Source organism: Acinetobacter sp. TSRC1-2, assembly GCF_049895885.1.
GTDB lineage: Bacteria > Pseudomonadota > Gammaproteobacteria > Pseudomonadales > Moraxellaceae > Acinetobacter.
Window position 1 is genome coordinate 66,704 of sequence record NZ_JAFCTF010000009.1, and the last position, 18,933, is coordinate 85,636.

Below are 18,933 nucleotides of genomic sequence, written 5' to 3' on the forward strand. Positions count from 1 at the left end.
TTAAAAGTTATTTTGAAACTTGCTGTTGAACAGATTGCTGAATGATTTTTGCGGTAAATTGCAAAATCGGATTTTCAGCATCTGTTCGATAACTGGCATATAGCGGTAAGGTCGGCAAGTTCTGTTTCAGTTCAATCGACTGTACATTCGAGTTGAGTAACTGCCGTGCATATTCAGGAATAAAGCTCCAACCCAAACCCATATTAATGAGATTAATATGCTGTAAGGCATTGGTAACTTGATATTTATATTGCAGTCTTAAATTTTCTTTTTGCGTGAACTCTTCAATTCGCTGGTAGAAAAATGGCGAAAATAGCTGGTCGCAGACAATAAAGTCATCGTTTTGAATTTGCCTTAAGTCTTGAATCTTACGATGGGCAATATAGTTTTGATGGGCGACGAATAATAATTTTTCTTCAAACAGCATCGTGCTGGTATACACCGGATCATCAATACACACGCGACTAAAAATTAAATCCAGTTCGGAATTTTTTAACGCTTGGACCTGTTCGCTACAGGATAAACTCCTAATTTTAAGATCGACTTGTGGAAATTGAGCGCGAACCCGTTGAATGATTTGAGGAATAATGGTCATTTCCGCAACATGCAATACGCCAATAAACAGCTGTTGCTGACCTTGATTGGCGATTTGACGTGCATGAGCGACGGCAAGTTCTGCGTATTTAATGGATTCCAGGGCATATTTTAAAAAACCTTGACCTTCTGCAGTCAGAGCAATTTTGCGTGCACTGCGGTCAATCAGTTGTACACCCACTTCTTCCTCTAAATCTTTAATTTGCTGACTGAGGGAAGGTTGAACGGTACAGAGTTTTTGCGCAGCACGGGTAAAATTGAGTTCTTCAGCCAAAGCCACAAAGTAACGTAAATGTCTAAGTTCCATTGAGTATGTCCTGCTGTAAAACGATTCTACGCTGCTGCTTGAAAACTAAAATAAAGATCTGTACAGAATTATCAATACGGATAAGGGTATGGCTTAGATTTCCAGTATTTTGATATCAGCATATTGTTGAATTAAATCTGGATTTAGACTGTGAATGTAATCCATAAATGCAACATTAAACTGACCAATCGTTTGTGCTTTTTCAAACGCCAATTTTCCTGCAATGGCAAAATGGGTATGTGCAGCAATAGTGGCAATAGTCGGTGTGGTTACGGCACAGTAAGCAGCAATTAAAGCACCGAGCGCACAGCCAGTCGCGGTGACTTTCGGTTGTAAATAAGAGCCACCATTGACTTGAATCACGGCATCAAGTTCTTTGCTTAAAATAAAATCAGATTCACCTGAAATGGCAATACATTCAGCATGTGCTAATAGCACTTTTGCCTGGTGATACACATCGGCACTGTCTAAAGTACTGTCGACACCTTTGGATGACACCTGATTGCCTGCAAGGGTGCTGATTTCTGAAGCATTACCACGAATAACCGTTGGATTGTATTGCAGTAATTCATCCACCATATCCGAACGCCATTTTAAAATTGGACCATAGCCGACTGGGTCAAGCACCCAAGGGGTATTGGTACGCTGCGCCGTGTGTGCAGAAATTTGCATCGCCTGCATCTGTTCATTGGTTGGTGTGCCCAGATTAATGCTGAGCGCAGCGGAAATAGTGGTAAAACTTTCGGCTTCGAATGGATTATCAATCATGGCAGGAGAAGCACCGGCGGCCAGCAAAACATTGGCTGCATAATTGGCTGCAACGCTATTGGTAATGCATTGCACTAAAGGCTGCTCCGTTTGCAACTGTGTCCATGCTTCAACAATATGTCCGACCAATGTTGAAGTTTGATCCATAGGATTATTCCTTAAGTTAGATAGAGGGTTGGTGAGACTAGACATATTGATCACCGTTTATTGGGTGAAACTTTATTGGGTAAAATAGTGGTCTTGATGCTTACAGGTGCGACAGCATAAGGTCACATAATTTTCAGCATCATAATCGACAGTAAGCTCATTAGAACCACAATACATACAGCGTTTTTGCGAATAGAAGCTTAAGCGTGGTTCAATCTTTTTCCATATCCGCCAAATCGGCTGGAAAAAAATACTTTCATCATAGCCGAGAAAGCGGAAAAACAGGATTTCACTCATCTTGCTAAAAGGAATATTGTGAGGACGCGGCAGGGTGGATGTTTCCCATTTTTCTGTCACGGCGCGTTCACGATATTGCTGTAAGGTTTTCTTTAATAAATTGGTATTAATAAAGTTTTCATTCCGTGTTTGCAGGACCTTCTGTTGATGCAAATATTCCAATGCAGTTTGCACCAGATAATAAATTTGCCCCACAGCCAATGAATCCATTAGGCGATAGCAAAAGGTTTGAAAACTGTTATTTCCGGCAATTTGAATGCCCCAAGTCCGGCAATAAAACTGGGCAAACTGAATAATTTCCTGATACAGCGCTAAATAAAGCACATTTTTAACTTCATCGGCATTTTTAAAGGGCACACCCATAGTTAAATTTTCATAAAACCAGTTGCGAAGTTGCTGGGTAATGCTAAAAAGACTCGGTTCAGAATATCCATCCAAACGCACATTGACATAGTAATGATGTGCCTCAACGGCAAAATCTTTGGCAATCAGGATTTGTTCTTTTACCAATTGCTTGACCAAATAATTTTGGAACAAATAGTTCGGGGTAATGGAATGGTATTTAATGCTTTCCCAATCAATATATTCATGATGCGTGGTGTGTTCCTGAACCTGATTGTCCAAAATACTCAGTAAAAATAATTTATTCAGAAAACTGATTTGATCCAGTCGGTATTCAACCGTATCTTTATTTTTTGATTTAAGTTTGCGTTGTTCTTGCAGACGCGTTTCAGTGAGCATCTTTTTTCGATTGACTAGACATTTGTCACAATGACAGTTGGTGCGTCCGTCTTGAAAAACTCGATGCTGGCAGTGACTACATTCATGAAAATTAAGCGCTTGATCGTACTGTTCTGCTTCAATCCAGAACATGGATGCCTGACACAAAGGGCATGATGTACTTTCATCTAACTGTTTTTGCAGAATCTGAAGGAGCATGGAAAAAGTCAATCACAAGTCTGGTTAATCATTCAAACGATTATACACATCTCTTTTATTGTAACGTGATTGAATAGCGCTGAATGAATAATAAATGTGAGCAGGAAAATATGGGCCAACTTTGCTCTGAAAAATAGCCTAAGCATTTATTGTTCATTTATCTGGAGATGGAAAAGCAAATCTTCCATCTCCATAAGATCAGAGAATATCGGGGGGATTTAAATTCTTTAATTAATAAGAAGCAGGGCAAGGTAATGACTCATCCTCCTCGCCTAAGTGCTTTGCCTGAATTAAAGCCTGAACCTTTTTAGATGGAATTTTTTTGCTGCCTAATGAATCGTAATTATTCAAAATTGCGCAAATATCGGGCGATTGCATCGGAATACCTTCACAGCTCATAAACATCGCAATCACTTTGTGATCAATTCCGGCAGCATCGAGTGTTTGCATGGTCTTGATATTTTCCACACGGACAATATGTTCTTTTAGATACATGGGACACCTCTTTTAATTTTGACTTAATTTTATAGTGCGCTTTACACAAATATATACAAGCAAGAAACGTGCTCAAAATGTAGTCATCTTGAAAATATCTGTCACTTTGAGTTAAGCCAGTTTATAAGCCAGTTAAATCTTGCTCAAATAATATAAAGAGATATCAAAATACAGTTATTTTCTATTTACATTGCTGAAAGCTATTTGAGTAATGCCGCATAATTTTTAACTGCACGTATGTTAAGTAGGCAACTGAAATATTAATTGTACGGATGTTTACCGAGTGAATTGAAAATTGTGAGCAATGTGCCCATATATAACTCAAATCAATCGCACAGACAGATTGTGAAAGTTGTCGTATGATCGAAACGTTTCACAATAACAAAGTTTTGGCTTACGAACGGCAGGATTAGGACATAATATGAATATCGCGGCAAACCCAGTGGTTGAAGCAGACCAAACTGTTTATTTAAAAGACTATCAAAAACCCTCTTTTTTGGTTGATTCAATCAACTTAGATATTCAAGTTCATACAGATCGTACCGATGTTAATGCAACATTGGTGATGAAACGCCAAACAGCGGGGGATTTGGTGCTGCTGGGTCGTGACCTGGAATTAAAATCAATTACTTTAAACGGTAAGCTGTTAACCGAAGCAGACTACACATTGGATGCTGAACAGTTGGTGATTGCCAATGCACCAAATGAAGTCATTCTTGAAACTGCAGTGGTCATTCATCCTGAAAGCAATACCCAACTTGAAGGTTTATATCAGGCGGGCAGCGATTTATTCGTGACTCAAAATGAACCAGAAGGTTTCCGTAAAATCACTTTCTATCCAGACCGTCCGGATGTCCTGTCTATCTTTACTACGCGTGTTGAAGCGGATAAAAAATTTCCTGTACTTTTAGCTAATGGTAACTTGATGGAAGCGGGTGAAGCGGGTGAAGGTCGTCACTATACCATTTGGGAAGATCCGACCAAGAAACCAAGCTATTTGTTTGCCTGCGTGATTGGTGATTTGGCGGTACTAAAAGATTCTTATGTGACTTCGGAAGGTCGTAACGTCGCACTCGAAATTTATGCGGTAGAAAAAGATATTCCAAAATGTCACATTGCCATGGAAGCCCTCAAACACTCAATGCAATGGGATGAAGAACATTATGGTCGTCCGTATGACTTGGACAACTATATGATTGTGGCGACGAGTGCATTCAACATGGGTGCAATGGAAAATAAGGGCTTAAACATTTTCAATACTTCATGTGTCCTTGCCGATGAAGAATTCACCACTGATGCTGCGATTATGCGGGTACAGTCTGTGATTGCGCATGAATACTTCCATAACTGGACTGGCAACCGGATTACTTGCCGTGACTGGTTCCAACTGTGCTTAAAAGAAGGTTTAACCGTTTTCCGTGATCAGTCTTTCTCGGAAGATTTACAGTCCGCTGCAGTACAACGTATTGATGATGTTGCCGTTTTGAAAGCGCACCAATTTCCTGAAGATTCAGGTCCGTTATCGCATCCGCCACGTCCAGATCACTTTGTTGAAATTAATAACTTCTATACAGCAACTGTGTATGAAAAAGGTGCGGAAATTAACCGCATGATGGCGACCTTGCTTGGCAAAGAAAAATTCCGTCAAGGCACGGACGAATACTTCCGCCGTCATGATGGTCAGGCAGTAACGGTTGAAGACTGGATTTCTTCATTGACTGCGGGTTCTGGTGTGGATTTATCTGCATTCCTGATTTGGTACAACCAACCGGGTACGCCTAAACTGAAAGCAAAAGGCGAGTACGATGCTGCGAAACAAACCTATCGTTTAAGCTTGAAACAATCGTTAAAAGATCATCCTAAATATCCAGACTTAAAAGCTGTGCCAATTCCTGTTGCTTTGGCACTATTTAATGCGGAAACAGGTGAGCAATATACGTTGCAATCTGAAGCACTGTTTGAAAATGCTGTAAAAGATGGCGTGTATTTATTTGATACAGATTCGACAACTATTGAATTTACCGGTGTAACCGCCAAACCGGTAGTTTCATTGCTGCGTAATTTCTCTGCACCGGTCAATCTTGAGTTCAACTACACGGACGAAGAGCTTGCATTCTTGTTGCAACATGAAACCAACGGTTTCAACCAATGGCAAGCCACTCAAACTTTGCTGGAACGTATTTTATTAAACGGTCATGATGCTGATATTTATATCCAAGCCATAAAAAACACCTTGCCTGAAGTCATTCTAAAAGATCCATTATTGGCTTCGCGTTTATTTGATGTACCGACCGAAGGTTATTTAGGTAGCCGTATTGATGCTGATTATCGTCCTACCAAAATCCAGGAACAGCGTAATGCTTTGCTAGACACCTTGGCACGTGAATTGGGTGCATTCTGTAAAGAGATTTACTTAGAGTTAGATCCAGATAATCAAAGTGAATTCTCTCAGGCGATGGGTGTTCGTGCACTCAGAAACATCATGCTGAGTATGATTGCACGTCAAGGTGATGCCTCTGCCTTTGATCTGGCTTATGAGCAATATCACACAGGCAACATGTCTGAACGTTTGGGTGCGCTCAAAGTCCTGGTTTGGAATGATGCACCACAAGCCCAAGAAGTGTTGGCAGACTTCTACAGCCGCTTTGAAGATGAAGCCTTGTCTTTAGATCAATGGTTTATGGTTCAAGCAGCGCATCCGAAAGCAAATGTAGAAACCATCAAATATCTAACCTCACATTCGGATTATGATTTGGGTACACCAAACCGTATTCGTTCAGTGAGTGGTGGTTTAAATGCCAACCCAGTCAATACCTGGAGTTTTGGTGTTCAACACTATATTGATCTGGCTAAATATCTGGATGAGAAAAACCCGATTGTGGGTTCACGTTTACTGCAAGTGCTTTCTCGCTGGTATACCTTGGCAGAGCCACAACGGACAGAAGTAAAAACTGCACTAGAGGCTTTAAAACCACAAGTGAAATCTAAAAATGTAGTGGAAACTTTAAATGGTATGTTGAGTATCTAACTTAGCCTTCATTAAATGACTTAAAGGCCTTTTCCTGATTAAAACCGAGAAAAGGCTTTTTTATTTTAGAATGTAATTTTACGGAAGAATAAATGATCAGGTGTTTAGAATAACTAAATTAAAAAGATAAAAGGATCAGACATATTTTCTATGGAATGATTATTTTTAAAGTGTCGATTAAATCACGTTTATAGCGTAAAATAATGCTATTAAAGCTCATCTCAAGATGAGCTTTTGTTATTTAGGCAGATTGCCATTGGATTAAGTCTGTCATTTTATTAAGTAGACTGGAGATTGATTTTGTTAGTTAAAATTGAAGATGGTTTTTATTTAAACTCCCAACATATTATTGCGATTCGAGTTTCAAAAAGTACAAATGATGGACATTTTATTGTGGTGATTGAATATACGCCGAATAATATTCAAGCAATGGGCACGTATCAAAAAACGTTTGACAGCAAAATTGAAGCAGAAATTTATCTTCAAACCTTGCATCAACACATTTCCAAATAAATTTTTTACCCATTATTGAAGTATTGCTGTAAAAGGATTAAGAATTTTTTCGGTAGGTTTAGAAATACAAAGCTAAATAAAAGGCTTATTGAGCATTAGAAGTGAATCTATTGTTTTATAGTGAGACACGTACTATAAAATGAATAAGGCAAGACTATGATTAAAACAATATTTTACTTTAACTCTTGGTTAAAAAGTCCCTAAATCTAGGGACTCTTATGGTTAAACTTTTATAATCAGCACCGGAATAGGCGATTGGGTCAGTACGGCTTGCGCCACACTTCCCAACACTAATTTTTTAAATCCTGTACGACCATGCGAGCCCATAATAATTAAATCAGCACCGACTTCATCAGCCACATGAATGATTCCTTCAGCAGGCGAGACACCCCGAATAATTTTGGTATCTACATTAATGCTATCTCGAATAAAAGATTGCTTGATCTCAGCTAAGCGCAACTGCGCATTTTTTTCAGCTTGTATAAAGTAATCTGTAATCGCAGGCGCGACTTTATAAAAGTCCACACCGACAAATGGATCTACAGCAATCACACTGGTAATCGTGACTTGGCAATGGAGCGCTTTGGCTAAAGATAATGCTTGTTCAACAGCTGCATAAGAAATAGGAGATTCATCTACTGGAACCAGAATATGTTTATAGGTCATGAAATTATCCTTATGAATATAGCTGAATTGGAAAGATTTTTTAATTGTGATAGTCAGTCATTATGATAAATGCGAGGATCATTAAAAGACCCAAATAAACCCTACATCAACTGCAGGATTTATTGATAAATCCTTATTCTTTAACAATTAAAACAGGAAGTTTTGTGCCTTTTAAAACATCTTGAGCAAAGCTCCCCAGCAAGAACTTTTGAAAACCTTTACGGCCATGTGAACCCATAACAATCAAATCAATTTTTAATTTTTCTGCAGTTTCAATAATCCCTTCTTCAGAGACATTGCCTTTAACGACCTGAATGTTGGCAGTAACACCATTTTCACTGGCAATGGCTTGAGCCTGTTTCAATGCTTTTTCAGCATTGGCATACGCCTGGACGAAATATTCTTTCATAATGGGAGATGGATAATAAAAGTCTGCATCAGAAAACGGATCTTCAGTGACTAAACTGATTAATGTTAATTGACCACCAAAAGCTTGGGCAATTTGAGCTGCATTTTTAACTGCAGATAATGAAATGTCAGAACCGTCAACTGGGACTAAAATATTTTGATAAGACATAAGACTTGTTCCTTGGTGTTTATTATGTAGCTATTAATTATAGATAGCACATTGTCATGCTTTGATCAATTTAGACTGTGATAAATGATTTAAAATTCACTAAATTATTTAAAAATCATGCATATAAGTGTGTTCTGTTTTGCATATAATTCTGAGTTGAAAACTCAACATTTACATAAATATTTCTAAATGTTTAGACAAGTATTAAAATGCTCAAAAATATTACCGTCTCCAACAAATTGCAGGCGAAATAAGTTCAATAAGGGAAGCCTGTGTATTCAAAATTTTTCGGTTTAAGTCTGTGTTTAATTGCTGCTCTACACAGTAGCGGTTGTCAGAATACACAAAGTAGTACCAAAGTGATTGCAAGTGTTTTTAATGCTTCTACTAATATGCAAAAGAAGATGATTGATAAATATGCACCCCAAGAGGTTTTGGTGCAGAAAAATATTATGTATATGCAGCAACCCTCATTAACCTTGGATGTGTATCAGCCTAAAAATGTGATGCAACTTCAGCCACGTCCAACCGTAGTTTGGGTTCATGGGGGTGGATGGGTTTCAGGTTCTAAAGAACATGCACGTGGCTATTTTAAACTCTTAGCTAACCAAGGTTATAACGTGGTTTCAGTGCAATATCAGTTTGCACCCAAAGTGACTTATCCAAATCAGCTGCTACAAATTAATCAGGCTTTAAAATTCATAACCGAGCATGCGCAGGAATATCATATTAATGCCAATCAATTATATTTGGCGGGTGATTCGGCAGGTGCGAATCTAGTCAGTCATTATGCAGCTTTAATCAGTCATCCAGATTTTGCTCAGCAGTCTGGTGTTAGGCCATTGATTCAACGTGCCCAGATTAAAGGCCTGATTTTACATTGCGGTATTTATGATATGAATGCTTTTGTTAATACTGCGCCAGATGAATTGAAATTAATCCAGTGGGGCATATTTAACCTGGTTCAAGCCTATACAGGCAATAAAAAAGACGATGCAGAATTTTTAAAGGGTATATCTCCAATTCAATATTTAACAGCGAATTATCCACCGGTATTGATTAGTGGCGGGAATAAAGACTTTTTAACCAACACACAATCTGTACCCTTTGTAAAAGCTTTGATGAATCAGAACATACCTGTTACCGAAGTATTTTATCCAAACTCCAAAGAGTTCTTAGTACATGAATATCAATTCATAATGAGTAAAAAAGCCAGTCAGCAGACATTTCAACAGACTATTCAATTTATTCAAAAATATAGTCCTTCAGTTTTTAAATAAGGCTTACTGTCATTTTATTTGAAAAATTTTATTAAAATACATGAGCTACTCTTTTGATGAGTATAGTTTTAGGAGGCGGATATGAATCCTGTTTTTATTGCCTATGCTTTACTTGCCTTAGCCATTATTTCTGAAGTGACAGGCTCAACTTTTTTGGTGAAATCTGAAGGTTTTACTAAATTGGGTCCAAGCCTTTTAGTTTTTATCTTTTATGTCATTTCATTTTATTTATTGTCTCAGGTGATTAAAACTATTCCTTTAGGCATTGCTTATGCCATATGGGGAGGAGTTGGTATTATTTTGACCGCTTTAATTGGTTTTTTCATATTCCGGCAAAGTCTGGATGGGCCTGCTGTGATTGGAATAGCCATGATTGTGGGTGGTGTAATTGTAATGAATGTCTTTTCTAAATCAGTAGGACATTAATTTTAAAAAATGACTTCATTTTAAAAAATAACTTTATTTAAAAATGATCGGGCGATCAAATACCGAAATTTGTAGGAAAAATACCAGTAGCTAAAATAACTTATATCCCAATTCAGGGATATAAGTTGTGAGAACCTACGTTATTTGGATGAAGGCTGTGCCCTAAACTTCAATATGATTGACACTGCAAAACCAAATAATAATCCCCAGAACGCGGAACCAATCCCGAAGAACTGTATGCCTGAAGCACTGAATAAGAAGGTCATTAAAGCAGCCTCTCGTTCACTAACATCTTGAAAGGCAATGGCAATGTTGTGACTGATAGTGCCAAACAAAGCAATCCCCGCAAGAGCCACAATAAAAATGTGTGGAAATGACATAAGTAAGCTGGTCAGTGTTGCTGCGAAAATACCCATCACAATATAAAAAAAGCCACAGCTTATTCCTGCAATATAGCGTTTTTGAGGATCTGGATGCACTTGATCATCTAAACTGACTGCAGCACTAATGGCAGCAATATTGACACTATAGCAACCAAAAGGCGCAAACAGTGTTTGAGCGATCCCGGTCCAACCAATAAGCTGGTTGACATGCGGTTGATAGCCATAGCTTTTGATCATGGCAATTCCCGGCAAATATTGAGATGCCATGTTAATCACAAATAAAGGCAGGGCTAACCCAAAAAGAGCTGACCAGGTGAATTCAGGCATCATCCATACAGGTTTGGCTAGGCTCCATTGTAAAACTGGGGTATGAAACTGCATAAACAGGGGACAAAGGATTAACCCGGCAATGACCGTAATCACGATGCTATAACGTGGTGACAGTCGTTTAGATAGAATGTAAACGGCCAAAAGTGAAAGAATAAAACCCCAATCATTTTGCATGCTGGCAAAAAGTGCGATGCCAAATTTGAGCAATACCCCAGCAAGCATAGCACTGGTTAGGCTTTGCGGAATATAGGATAAGACTTTCTGAAAGATACCTAAAAAGCCTAAAATTGCAGTGAGTAGCCCGCAGATAAAAAATGCACCAATGGCTTCGTATAAGCTGTAGCCGCTACCTGTCGCTAAAATGAGTGCAAGCCCTGCAGTAGACCAAGAGGTTGCAACAGGATATTTAAACTTCCACGATAAAATTAAACCCGATATTCCAATTCCTAAGCCTAATGCCCAAAACCAGGAGGTGATTTGTTCTGGTGTCGCACCTAATATTTGCGCGGCTTGAATCACTAAAACCGCAGAAACACTAATACCAATCAGAAAAGTAATGAAACCTGCAAATACAGCAGGAATAGAAAAGTCTTGAAGAAATTTTTGCATAAATCCTTTGCAATGATCATTTTTAATGGTTGAAAAGCGTAATAATCATACGCCTTTCATTTTTAAGCGCAAAGGCATAATTGAAATAATAAATAGCGTTGTTATAGGTTTAATTATTTAACAGGACTCGAAATTTACAAAGTCGTTGTCGCAAGCTTAAATCCGAAACCGCAAAATAAAATTCCAACAGCAGCAACACAGGATGCAGTCACTTTATAACGGTGAGTAAAATAGGTGGCGAGTTTTGCACCTGAAAAAATCAGCACAGTTAAATAACTCATACTAATGATCTGTAATACTACGGCAAGGGCGGTAAAGGTAATTGCAGGGTATGGATAAGCAGGATCTACAAACTGAACAAAGAAGGACAAATAAAACAGAATCGCTTTTGGATTTAAAATACTAATCGTGAGTGCAGTTTTAAATGGCTGCAATTGCTCAATGTTTTTTTCAGCGATTGCAATTTCTTTCTGTGAGTGAACAGCATTCCAAGTGTGATAGGCTGCTATGAGCAATTTGATGCCCAAATAACTGAGATAAAAGGCACCAATAATTTTTAGTAAGATAAATAACCACGGGAAAGCATGCAGTAATGAAGCTGCGCCAAGTGCGGTGAGTAAAATTAAAATGAGGTCACCGGTATAAACACCAAAGGCACTTTTATAGCCGGCTTTAATGCCAAAACGTGAAGCAATAGACATCACGTATAAAGAATTGGGTCCCGGCAACAGCACAATTAAGGTTGTGCCAATAATATAGGTAGGAAGATCGGTTATGCCGAACACAATAAATACACTCTCAAACAATGAAAAAAGCCGACTTGTTCACTATAACAAAATCGGCTTTTCGATGGCGCAATATTGGTATTTTAAGCTTGTATTTCAGCATCTAAGCCAAAAGAATGGCGAAGTAATGTACTTAATTGATCACGCGCTTTAATAAAGCCGTCAATGCCGCTCTGTAAAAGCTGCGAAGACATCAAGTCATGTTCAATTTGTTGCTTGAAGGTTTCTTTGGTTAAAGCTGTAACAATACGCTGACAATGGGCTTGTGCATGATTGTTTGAAAGTTGAGGGACGACTTCACGTTGATCTTGTTCAAGTTCTGCCAAAAGGTTAGGCGAAACCGTAAGCAGGTCACAGCCGGCTAATCCGAGAACTTGATCAATACTTCGGAAGCTTGCGCCCATAATTTCCGTTTTAATACAGTGCTGTTTGTAGAAATGGTAAATCTGTTTCACTGAAAGTACACCCGGATCTTTATCAATCGGGTAATGATCTACATTTTCTGCTTTCTTGTACCAGTCTAAAATACGACCGACAAAAGGTGAAATCAGCGTTACATTGGCTTCTGCACAGGCTTGGGCTTGATGTAAACCAAACAATAAAGTGAGGTTACAGTGAATGCCCTCGGCTTCTAAAATTTTAGCCGCTTGAATGCCTTCCCAAGTCGAAGCAATTTTAATCAAGATACGATTTTGGTCAATGCCATAGGCTTTATAGAGTGCAAGTAGTTCTTTGGCTTTAGCGACAGTTTCATCGGTGTCATAAGACAAAGACGCATCAACCTCAGTCGAGACACGACCTTCAATCAGCTTAAGAATTTCAACTCCAAACTTGACCGTAAGTATATCAATCGTACGTTCAACTAAAAGATCACCGTTATAATCTTCAGACCTTGCTTGTTCAAATGCATCTTCAATCAGTTGCTTGTTTTCAGGCTGATTTGCAGCCGCTGTAATTAGAGAAGGATTAGTGGTTGCATCCAGTGGACGGAATTTTTCAATAGCGGAAAGGTCACTACTATCGGCAACAAGTGTGGTTAGGTTTTTTAATTGGTTTAAGGCAGATTGAGTCATTGGTCTAGTTCTTAAAGTTATTTCCCTGCATTGGTTATATCACAATCTGCTTTTAACCCAAGTAAAAAGCATGTATAAGGCCTGTCTATTTTGTGTTTTTCCGCGAATTTCGGATGTGATTAATCAAAAAATGAGCAGCCGCACCCAGCTGACTTTCTCGACTCCAAACCAAATCAACAAAATATTCAAATTTAGGACTGAAATCTAAAAAGTTTAAAATTTTAAGTTGCTGCTTAATATGAGGATTTTGATTCAACATTTCCAAAGGTAACACCCCCCAACCCAAATCTTGCATAATCATGGAACAGGCGGAATGATTGTTGTCAGTACGCCAGTATTTTTTTGAAAATAGCAATTCAGGTTTAATGGTCCGGTCACGACTGGCCACCACAATTTGCCGGTTTTGCAAAATTTGCTCATAGCTTACTTGTTCAAATGCAGCTAACGGCGAGTCAATTGCGGCTACCGGCACCAACGCTTCACGTTTAAGTTCGACAAACTGTTCACGACTTTCCAATTGTTCACGTTCAAACATTAGTGCCAATTGTGCCGTCTGATTGAGCAGCATTTTTAAAGCATCTTCTTGCGGTGCTGAAAAAATATTGATTTGCAGTTCCGGAAATTGTTTTTCAATCAGTGAAATATAATCTGTCCAGTGAGTGTGTAACAGTTCGGTTACCACCACAATATTTAAAGAAGATTCCAAGCCTTCGCTTAAAGCAAAAGCATGCTGTTTCCATTGATTGATTTCGATTAAGAGTTGTTCTGTTTTTTCATACAAGGTAAGCGCCTGAGGCGTGGGAACCGGCTCGCGTCCAACACGTTGGAATAGCGATAAATTCAAATCTATCTCTAAATTGGCAATCGATATACTCACCGCAGAAGGAACTTTTCCCAGCTTTCTTGCGGCAGCAGAAAATGAACCACTTTCGATGACAGTCTTAAAAATAATCAGTTGTTCTTGGTTAATATTCATCTATCAAAACTTTTGAAAGAATCTAATTCAATTAATCAATAATATCAAAATAAAATGCATTTACCCAAATGAATGAGTATTAAAATGTTGATTTCCAAAAGAAGGATTGTCCATGCGCTGAGCTATGAAATCATCCTGTTGGTTATCATTGCGATTGCCTTGAGCTTTATTTTTGATATGCCGATGGAGGTGACTGGAACACTTGGTGTTGTGATGGCAGTAACTTCAGTATTCTGGAATATGATTTTTAACCATTTCTTTGAAAAGTTTGAAGCCAAGCGTTATTTAAAAAGGACGGTAGGTGTGCGTATTCTGCATGCGATCGGTTTTGAAGGTGGGCTGATGTTAGCCACCATTCCAATGGTGGCTTATGCTTTGGAGATGAGCATTGGACAGGCTATTTTGCTCGATTTAAGTATGACCATGTGTATTTTGGTATATACCTTTATTTTCCAATGGTGTTATGACGCTATTGAAAATCATCTAAGACTTAAGCGAACTCATCAGCAATTTATAGAGAATTAATTATTGCTATACAAGTAAATAATTATTTTTAATAGCATATATTCAAAAAATAATTGTTATCGGTCTAGGTAAGTAGAGTGAAATGTTTTATATACAACATTGTACATACCTTAACTTAAAACTGACATTTTGAAGCATATAAGCGGTCTCATCTCCTCTATATTAAATATTGCACTGCTTAAATATGAGAAAAGTGCATATTTTTTTCTTAAAAGTTATTTTAAACCTAATTTTAAAAGCATGATAAAAGGATAATACGAAGATGAATGACAATTTTGATCGTGACGTTGTAAAAAACCTTCCTAAAGATGCTCGAGATGATTTGAATGCAGATCCAATTACAGGTGAGCCAGGTGCACATCCAGTAGGAACTGGTGTGGGTGCAGCTGGAGGTGCAGTCGCTGGAGCAGCAGTTGGAGCAATGGGTGGTCCAGTTGGAGCAATAGTTGGTGGTGCTGTGGGAGCAGTTGTCGGTGGCTTAGCGGGTAAAGGAGCTGCTGAAGCAGTTAACCCGACCGAAGAAGAGGCCTATTGGAGAGAAACAGCGCACACTACTCCTTACTATGCAGAAACGCTTACCACTTATTCAGACTTAGATTATGAGCGAGATTATGAAAATGCTTATCGAATTGGTTATAAAGCCCGCCCTCAATATGAATCAAATACGCGTTTTGAAGATGTTGAAAGCGATCTAAAAATTAAATGGGATCATGAGAAGGGACTGTCTCGTCTTACGTGGAATGAAGCTAGAATTGCAGTTAAGGAAGCTTGGAATCGTGCTACACGATAAGCTTTAAATTCTAGTCAATTTATAAAATTAAGAAGCCCTCGGAAGTTTAACTTCCGAGGGCTTCTTGTTCAGAAAGACCTAGCGAGCTTATTTTTCAATAATCGCTGTTACACCTTGACCACCCGCAGCACAGATTGAAACAAGCACACGGCCTGAACCTTTTTGGTTAATCAGTTTTGCTGCAGTGGCAATAATACGACCGCCAGTCGCTGCAAATGGGTGGCCTGCTGCTAAAGATGAGCCTTTTACGTTTAATTTAGAACGGTCAATTGAACCGAGTGGTGCATCCAAGCCTAAACGTTCTTTACAGAATTTTGGATCTTCCCAAGCTTTCAATGTAGAAAGCACTTGTGATGCAAAAGCTTCGTGAATTTCGTAATAGTCAAAATCTTGTAAGGTGATACCGGCACGCTCAAGCATACGTGGAACTGCATAAGCAGGCGCCATCAATAGACCTTCTTTTTTCTCAACGAAGTCTACTGCAGCAGTTTCTTGGAATGTTAAGTAAGCAAGAACTTCATGACCATTGGCTTTCGCCCATTCTTCAGAAGCTAAAAGTACACAAGAAGCACCATCAGTCAGCGGAGTAGAGTTACCCGCAGTCATGGTACGTGCATCGCCCTTACCAAAAGCAGGCTTTAATTTTGCCAGTTTTTCTACAGATGAGTCCGCACGCAAGTTATTGTCACGTTCTAGACCTAAGAATGGTGTAATCAGGTCGTCGAAGAAACCTTCTTCGTAAGCTGCCGCCATTTTTTGATGTGAAGATGCAGCAAGTTCATCTTGTGCTTCACGAGCAATACCCCATTCAAGCGCTGTGATTGCTTGATGATCACCCATAGACAGACCTGTACGTGGCTCACCATTTTTAGGGGCATCCATCAAATCTTTCAGATTAATTTTAGTTAACGCTTTTAAACGGTCTTTAGCCGTTTTTGCAATGTTCAATTCAAGTAAAGCTTTACGTAAACCGTCACCGAACGCAATTGGTGCATCAGAAGTGGTATCTACACCGCCTGCAACACCCACTTCAATTTGACCCAAGGCAATTTTGTTTGCAACAAGGAACGCAGCTTGTAAACCAGTACCACATGCTTGCTGAATATCGTAAGCAGGTGTTTCTGGAGCAAGTTCAGTGTTTAACACACACTCACGAGTCATGTTAAAGTCACGACTGTGTTTTAAAACTGCCCCTGCAACGACTTCGCCCAGACGTTGACCTTGCAGGTTAAAACGCTCAACCAGACCATTCAATACTGCTGTAAACATGTCTGAGTTAGAGGCAGTGAAATAAGCGCCGTTTGAACGAGCGAAAGGAATGCGGTTACCACCGATAATAGCAACGCGACGAACAGTGTTTTGACTCATGGATTTATCCTGTGAAACAGCAGTTTGAGTGGTAGATTCAGATTTTTTTGGAGTTGAAGCAGTACTTTTACCACGAGGCGACGTTGAACGGGTACGAGTCGTCTTGGTTGCTGACTTAATGGCAGTGCCAGAACTTTTAGTTGTACGCGCGGTACTTTTTGATGTATTTGACACAGTTTCCGTCGCAGAATTTTCAACTGTTGGATTTTCTTGAGTGGTATTGCTCATAAGGCTTTTCCAAGCATTTTACAGTATTCTTGGCGTGTACATTAACACAATCTAAAAATAGCTGAATTGACTACAATGACATTATACAAAGCATTCAGGTCAAGACATCCATGGTTTAACTCAAGTATGATTCTATAGAAACTGATGGATGTATTGAAATATAAGACTCTAAACATCATATTGAAGTTAAAAGAATATCTTCAAACCCATCAAAAATTAATTTGTATGAGAGATAATAAACATGACTGACCAATACCAAACATTCGCGAAATCTCCTATTGGTAAATTTGTCATTAAAAATTTAGGTTTGCCAGCACCGATTTCTTTAGACCGTTTTGAGTCGGCCACTCCGGTCGTTAAGGGAGCAGTTTTATTTGGTGCTGCATCATCTTCAACTTTATCGGGTTCAATTGCGCAAGTTCTTGCAAACATTCACGCCAACAGCTATGCAGGCAACAATACTGAATTACAACAAGCTGCAGCAAAAACAGGTTTAAGCCTGAGTGCGTTCAATGAAGGTGACAAAGAATCTAAGTTTAAAGCTGTGATTTTTGATGCATCGGGTATTCAAAATTCTGAACAACTCAAAGAGCTTTATAACTTCTTTAATCCGATTGCACGCCAAATTCAGACTTCTGGTCGTGTAGTGGTTGTCGGTATTACCCCTGAAACTGCAAAAACAGTAAAACAGGCGATTGCACAACGTGCGCTTGAAGGTTTTGTAAAATCTGTGGGTAAAGAATTTAAAAAAGGTATTGCTGCGCAGCTGGTCTATGTCGATGAAGGCGCTGAAGCCAATCTTGAATCTACAGTTCGTTTTGCCTTGTCTCCACGTTCAGCGTATGTGTCTGGTCAAGTTATTCGTGTCTCTAAAGCTGAAACTGTCGATATCGATTGGGCAAAACCGCTGGCAGGTAAAACTGCAGTAGTCACGGGTGCGAGCCGTGGGATCGGTGAAGCAATTGCACATGTATTGTCACGTGATGGCGCGCATGTCATTTGTTTGGATGTGCCACAACAACAGGCGGATCTTGATCGTGTTGCGGGTGAAATTGGTGGTTCGACTTTAGCAATCGATATCACAGCCAATGATGCTGGTGAAAAAATTAAAGCCGCTGCGGCTGCTCAAGGTGGTCTGGATATTATCGTTCATAATGCCGGAATTACCCGTGACAAAACTTTGGCAAACATGAAGCCTGAGCTATGGGATTTGGTCATCAACATCAACTTGTCTGCAATTGAACGTGTGAATGATTACTTGCTTGAAAATGACGGCTTTAATGCCAATGGTCGTATTGTTTGCGTATCTTCAATTTCAGGTATTGCAGGTAATTTGGGTCAAACCAACTATGCAGCATCTAAAGCGGGTGTAATTGGTGTAGTGAAATTTACTGCACCAATATTGAAAAATGGCGTAACCATTAACGCTGTTGCGCCTGGTTTTATCGAAACGCAAATGACTGCTGCAATTCCATTTGCGATTCGTGAAGCAGGTCGCCGCATGAACTCGATGAGTCAAGGCGGTTTACCTATCGATGTTGCTGAAACGATTGCATTATTTGCATCTTCTGCTTCTACAGGTTTAAATGGCAACGTGGTTCGTGTGTGTGGTCAAAGCTTGTTGGGTGCTTAATTTAAAATCGTCCTCATTTCTCCTTTATTAAAGAAGGACTTTCTCCAAAAGTTTAGATAATGGAGAACTCCTCCCTTTTTAAAGTGTGAGCAGCACTGCTGCGCAAGGAGGGATTAATGATAGGAGAGGTAACTTATTTTAATAATTACCCTCTCTCTAACTCTCTCCCTTCAAGGGAGAGAGGACTTTTCAGATA

18 protein-coding genes are annotated in these 18,933 nt (G+C 39.1%); 7 read left to right on the plus strand and 11 right to left on the minus strand.

All coding sequences use genetic code 11. The features are described 5' to 3' along the window. Window positions 1-7: 7 nt before the first annotated feature. From ACP69Y_RS10715 to ACP69Y_RS10730, 4 genes are all read right to left on the minus strand, one after another. Window positions 8-901 carry a LysR substrate-binding domain-containing protein gene (locus ACP69Y_RS10715; RefSeq protein ID WP_425918381.1) on the minus strand — a complete coding sequence of 298 codons (894 nt, stop codon included), beginning with the start codon at window positions 899-901 and terminating at the stop codon, window positions 8-10. A 93-nt stretch (window positions 902-994) separates the two neighbouring features. After that, a complete protein-coding gene (gene thiM, locus ACP69Y_RS10720) occupies window positions 995-1,816 on the minus strand; it encodes a hydroxyethylthiazole kinase (protein ID WP_425918382.1) in 822 nt (273 codons plus the stop codon). Window positions 1,817-1,888: 72 nt separating this feature from the next. Beyond that, window positions 1,889-3,052 (minus strand): hypothetical protein, encoded by a 1,164-nt coding sequence (locus ACP69Y_RS10725; RefSeq protein ID WP_425918383.1) that lies wholly within the window; start codon window positions 3,050-3,052, stop codon window positions 1,889-1,891. A 231-nt stretch (window positions 3,053-3,283) separates the two neighbouring features. Further along, entirely contained in the window at window positions 3,284-3,547 is a 264-nt protein-coding gene (locus tag ACP69Y_RS10730) for a hypothetical protein (protein ID WP_425918384.1), read from the minus strand. Window positions 3,548-3,968: 421 nt separating this feature from the next. Between ACP69Y_RS10730 and pepN the strand changes: the two genes are divergently transcribed. Both pepN and ACP69Y_RS10740 read left to right on the plus strand, forming a co-directional pair. Further along, window positions 3,969-6,575, plus strand: a complete 2,607-nt coding sequence (gene pepN / locus ACP69Y_RS10735) for an aminopeptidase N (RefSeq protein WP_425918385.1) — start codon at window positions 3,969-3,971, stop codon at window positions 6,573-6,575. A gap of 300 nt (window positions 6,576-6,875) precedes the next feature. Continuing rightward, on the plus strand, window positions 6,876-7,088 hold the full coding sequence (locus ACP69Y_RS10740; RefSeq protein ID WP_425918386.1) for a hypothetical protein: 213 nt from the start codon (window positions 6,876-6,878) through the stop codon (window positions 7,086-7,088). A 222-nt stretch (window positions 7,089-7,310) separates the two neighbouring features. On the opposite strand, the gene ACP69Y_RS10745 is transcribed toward ACP69Y_RS10740, so the two are convergent. Beyond that, window positions 7,311-7,754 carry a universal stress protein gene (locus ACP69Y_RS10745; RefSeq protein WP_425918387.1) on the minus strand — a complete coding sequence of 148 codons (444 nt, stop codon included), beginning with the start codon at window positions 7,752-7,754 and terminating at the stop codon, window positions 7,311-7,313. Between the two features lie 133 nt (window positions 7,755-7,887). Continuing rightward, window positions 7,888-8,331, minus strand: a complete 444-nt coding sequence (locus tag ACP69Y_RS10750) for a universal stress protein (protein ID WP_425918388.1) — start codon at window positions 8,329-8,331, stop codon at window positions 7,888-7,890. A gap of 272 nt (window positions 8,332-8,603) precedes the next feature. Here ACP69Y_RS10750 and ACP69Y_RS10755 point away from each other — a divergent pair, with 272 nt between their 5' ends. After that, window positions 8,604-9,611: an alpha/beta hydrolase gene (locus ACP69Y_RS10755; RefSeq protein ID WP_425918389.1), complete on the plus strand. Its 1,008-nt coding sequence runs from the start codon at window positions 8,604-8,606 to the stop codon at window positions 9,609-9,611. Window positions 9,612-9,692: 81 nt separating this feature from the next. Next, entirely contained in the window at window positions 9,693-10,037 is a 345-nt protein-coding gene (locus ACP69Y_RS10760) for a DMT family transporter (RefSeq protein ID WP_425918390.1), read from the plus strand. A gap of 140 nt (window positions 10,038-10,177) precedes the next feature. Here ACP69Y_RS10760 and ACP69Y_RS10765 read toward each other — a convergent pair whose 3' ends face one another. The 4 genes from ACP69Y_RS10765 to ACP69Y_RS10780 form a co-directional block, all read right to left on the minus strand. After that, on the minus strand, window positions 10,178-11,359 hold the full coding sequence (locus tag ACP69Y_RS10765) for a benzoate/H(+) symporter BenE family transporter (RefSeq protein ID WP_425918391.1): 1,182 nt from the start codon (window positions 11,357-11,359) through the stop codon (window positions 10,178-10,180). Between the two features lie 134 nt (window positions 11,360-11,493). After that, a complete protein-coding gene (leuE, locus tag ACP69Y_RS10770) occupies window positions 11,494-12,144 on the minus strand; it encodes a leucine efflux protein LeuE (protein ID WP_425918392.1) in 651 nt (216 codons plus the stop codon). A gap of 83 nt (window positions 12,145-12,227) precedes the next feature. Next, the gene (gene tal / locus ACP69Y_RS10775) at window positions 12,228-13,217 is read right to left on the minus strand and encodes a transaldolase (protein ID WP_425918393.1); all 990 of its coding nucleotides are present in this window, start codon (window positions 13,215-13,217) and stop codon (window positions 12,228-12,230) included. An 85-nt stretch (window positions 13,218-13,302) separates the two neighbouring features. Next, on the minus strand, window positions 13,303-14,193 hold the full coding sequence (locus ACP69Y_RS10780) for a LysR family transcriptional regulator (RefSeq protein WP_425918394.1): 891 nt from the start codon (window positions 14,191-14,193) through the stop codon (window positions 13,303-13,305). Window positions 14,194-14,277: 84 nt separating this feature from the next. On the opposite strand from ACP69Y_RS10780, the gene aceI reads away from it, so the two are divergent. Continuing rightward, a complete protein-coding gene (aceI, locus tag ACP69Y_RS10785) occupies window positions 14,278-14,718 on the plus strand; it encodes a chlorhexidine efflux PACE transporter AceI (protein ID WP_425918395.1) in 441 nt (146 codons plus the stop codon). A gap of 262 nt (window positions 14,719-14,980) precedes the next feature. Beyond that, window positions 14,981-15,508: a hypothetical protein gene (locus tag ACP69Y_RS10790; protein WP_425918396.1), complete on the plus strand. Its 528-nt coding sequence runs from the start codon at window positions 14,981-14,983 to the stop codon at window positions 15,506-15,508. Window positions 15,509-15,595: 87 nt separating this feature from the next. Here the strand turns inward: ACP69Y_RS10790 and ACP69Y_RS10795 are convergent, their stop codons facing one another. Further along, window positions 15,596-17,104: an acetyl-CoA C-acetyltransferase gene (locus ACP69Y_RS10795; protein ID WP_425918397.1), complete on the minus strand. Its 1,509-nt coding sequence runs from the start codon at window positions 17,102-17,104 to the stop codon at window positions 15,596-15,598. A gap of 241 nt (window positions 17,105-17,345) precedes the next feature. Between ACP69Y_RS10795 and ACP69Y_RS10800 the strand changes: the two genes are divergently transcribed. Then, complete coding sequence (locus ACP69Y_RS10800) at window positions 17,346-18,737, plus strand: 3-oxoacyl-ACP reductase (RefSeq protein ID WP_425918398.1); 1,392 nt, start codon at window positions 17,346-17,348, stop codon at window positions 18,735-18,737. Window positions 18,738-18,933: the final 196 nt, after the last annotated feature.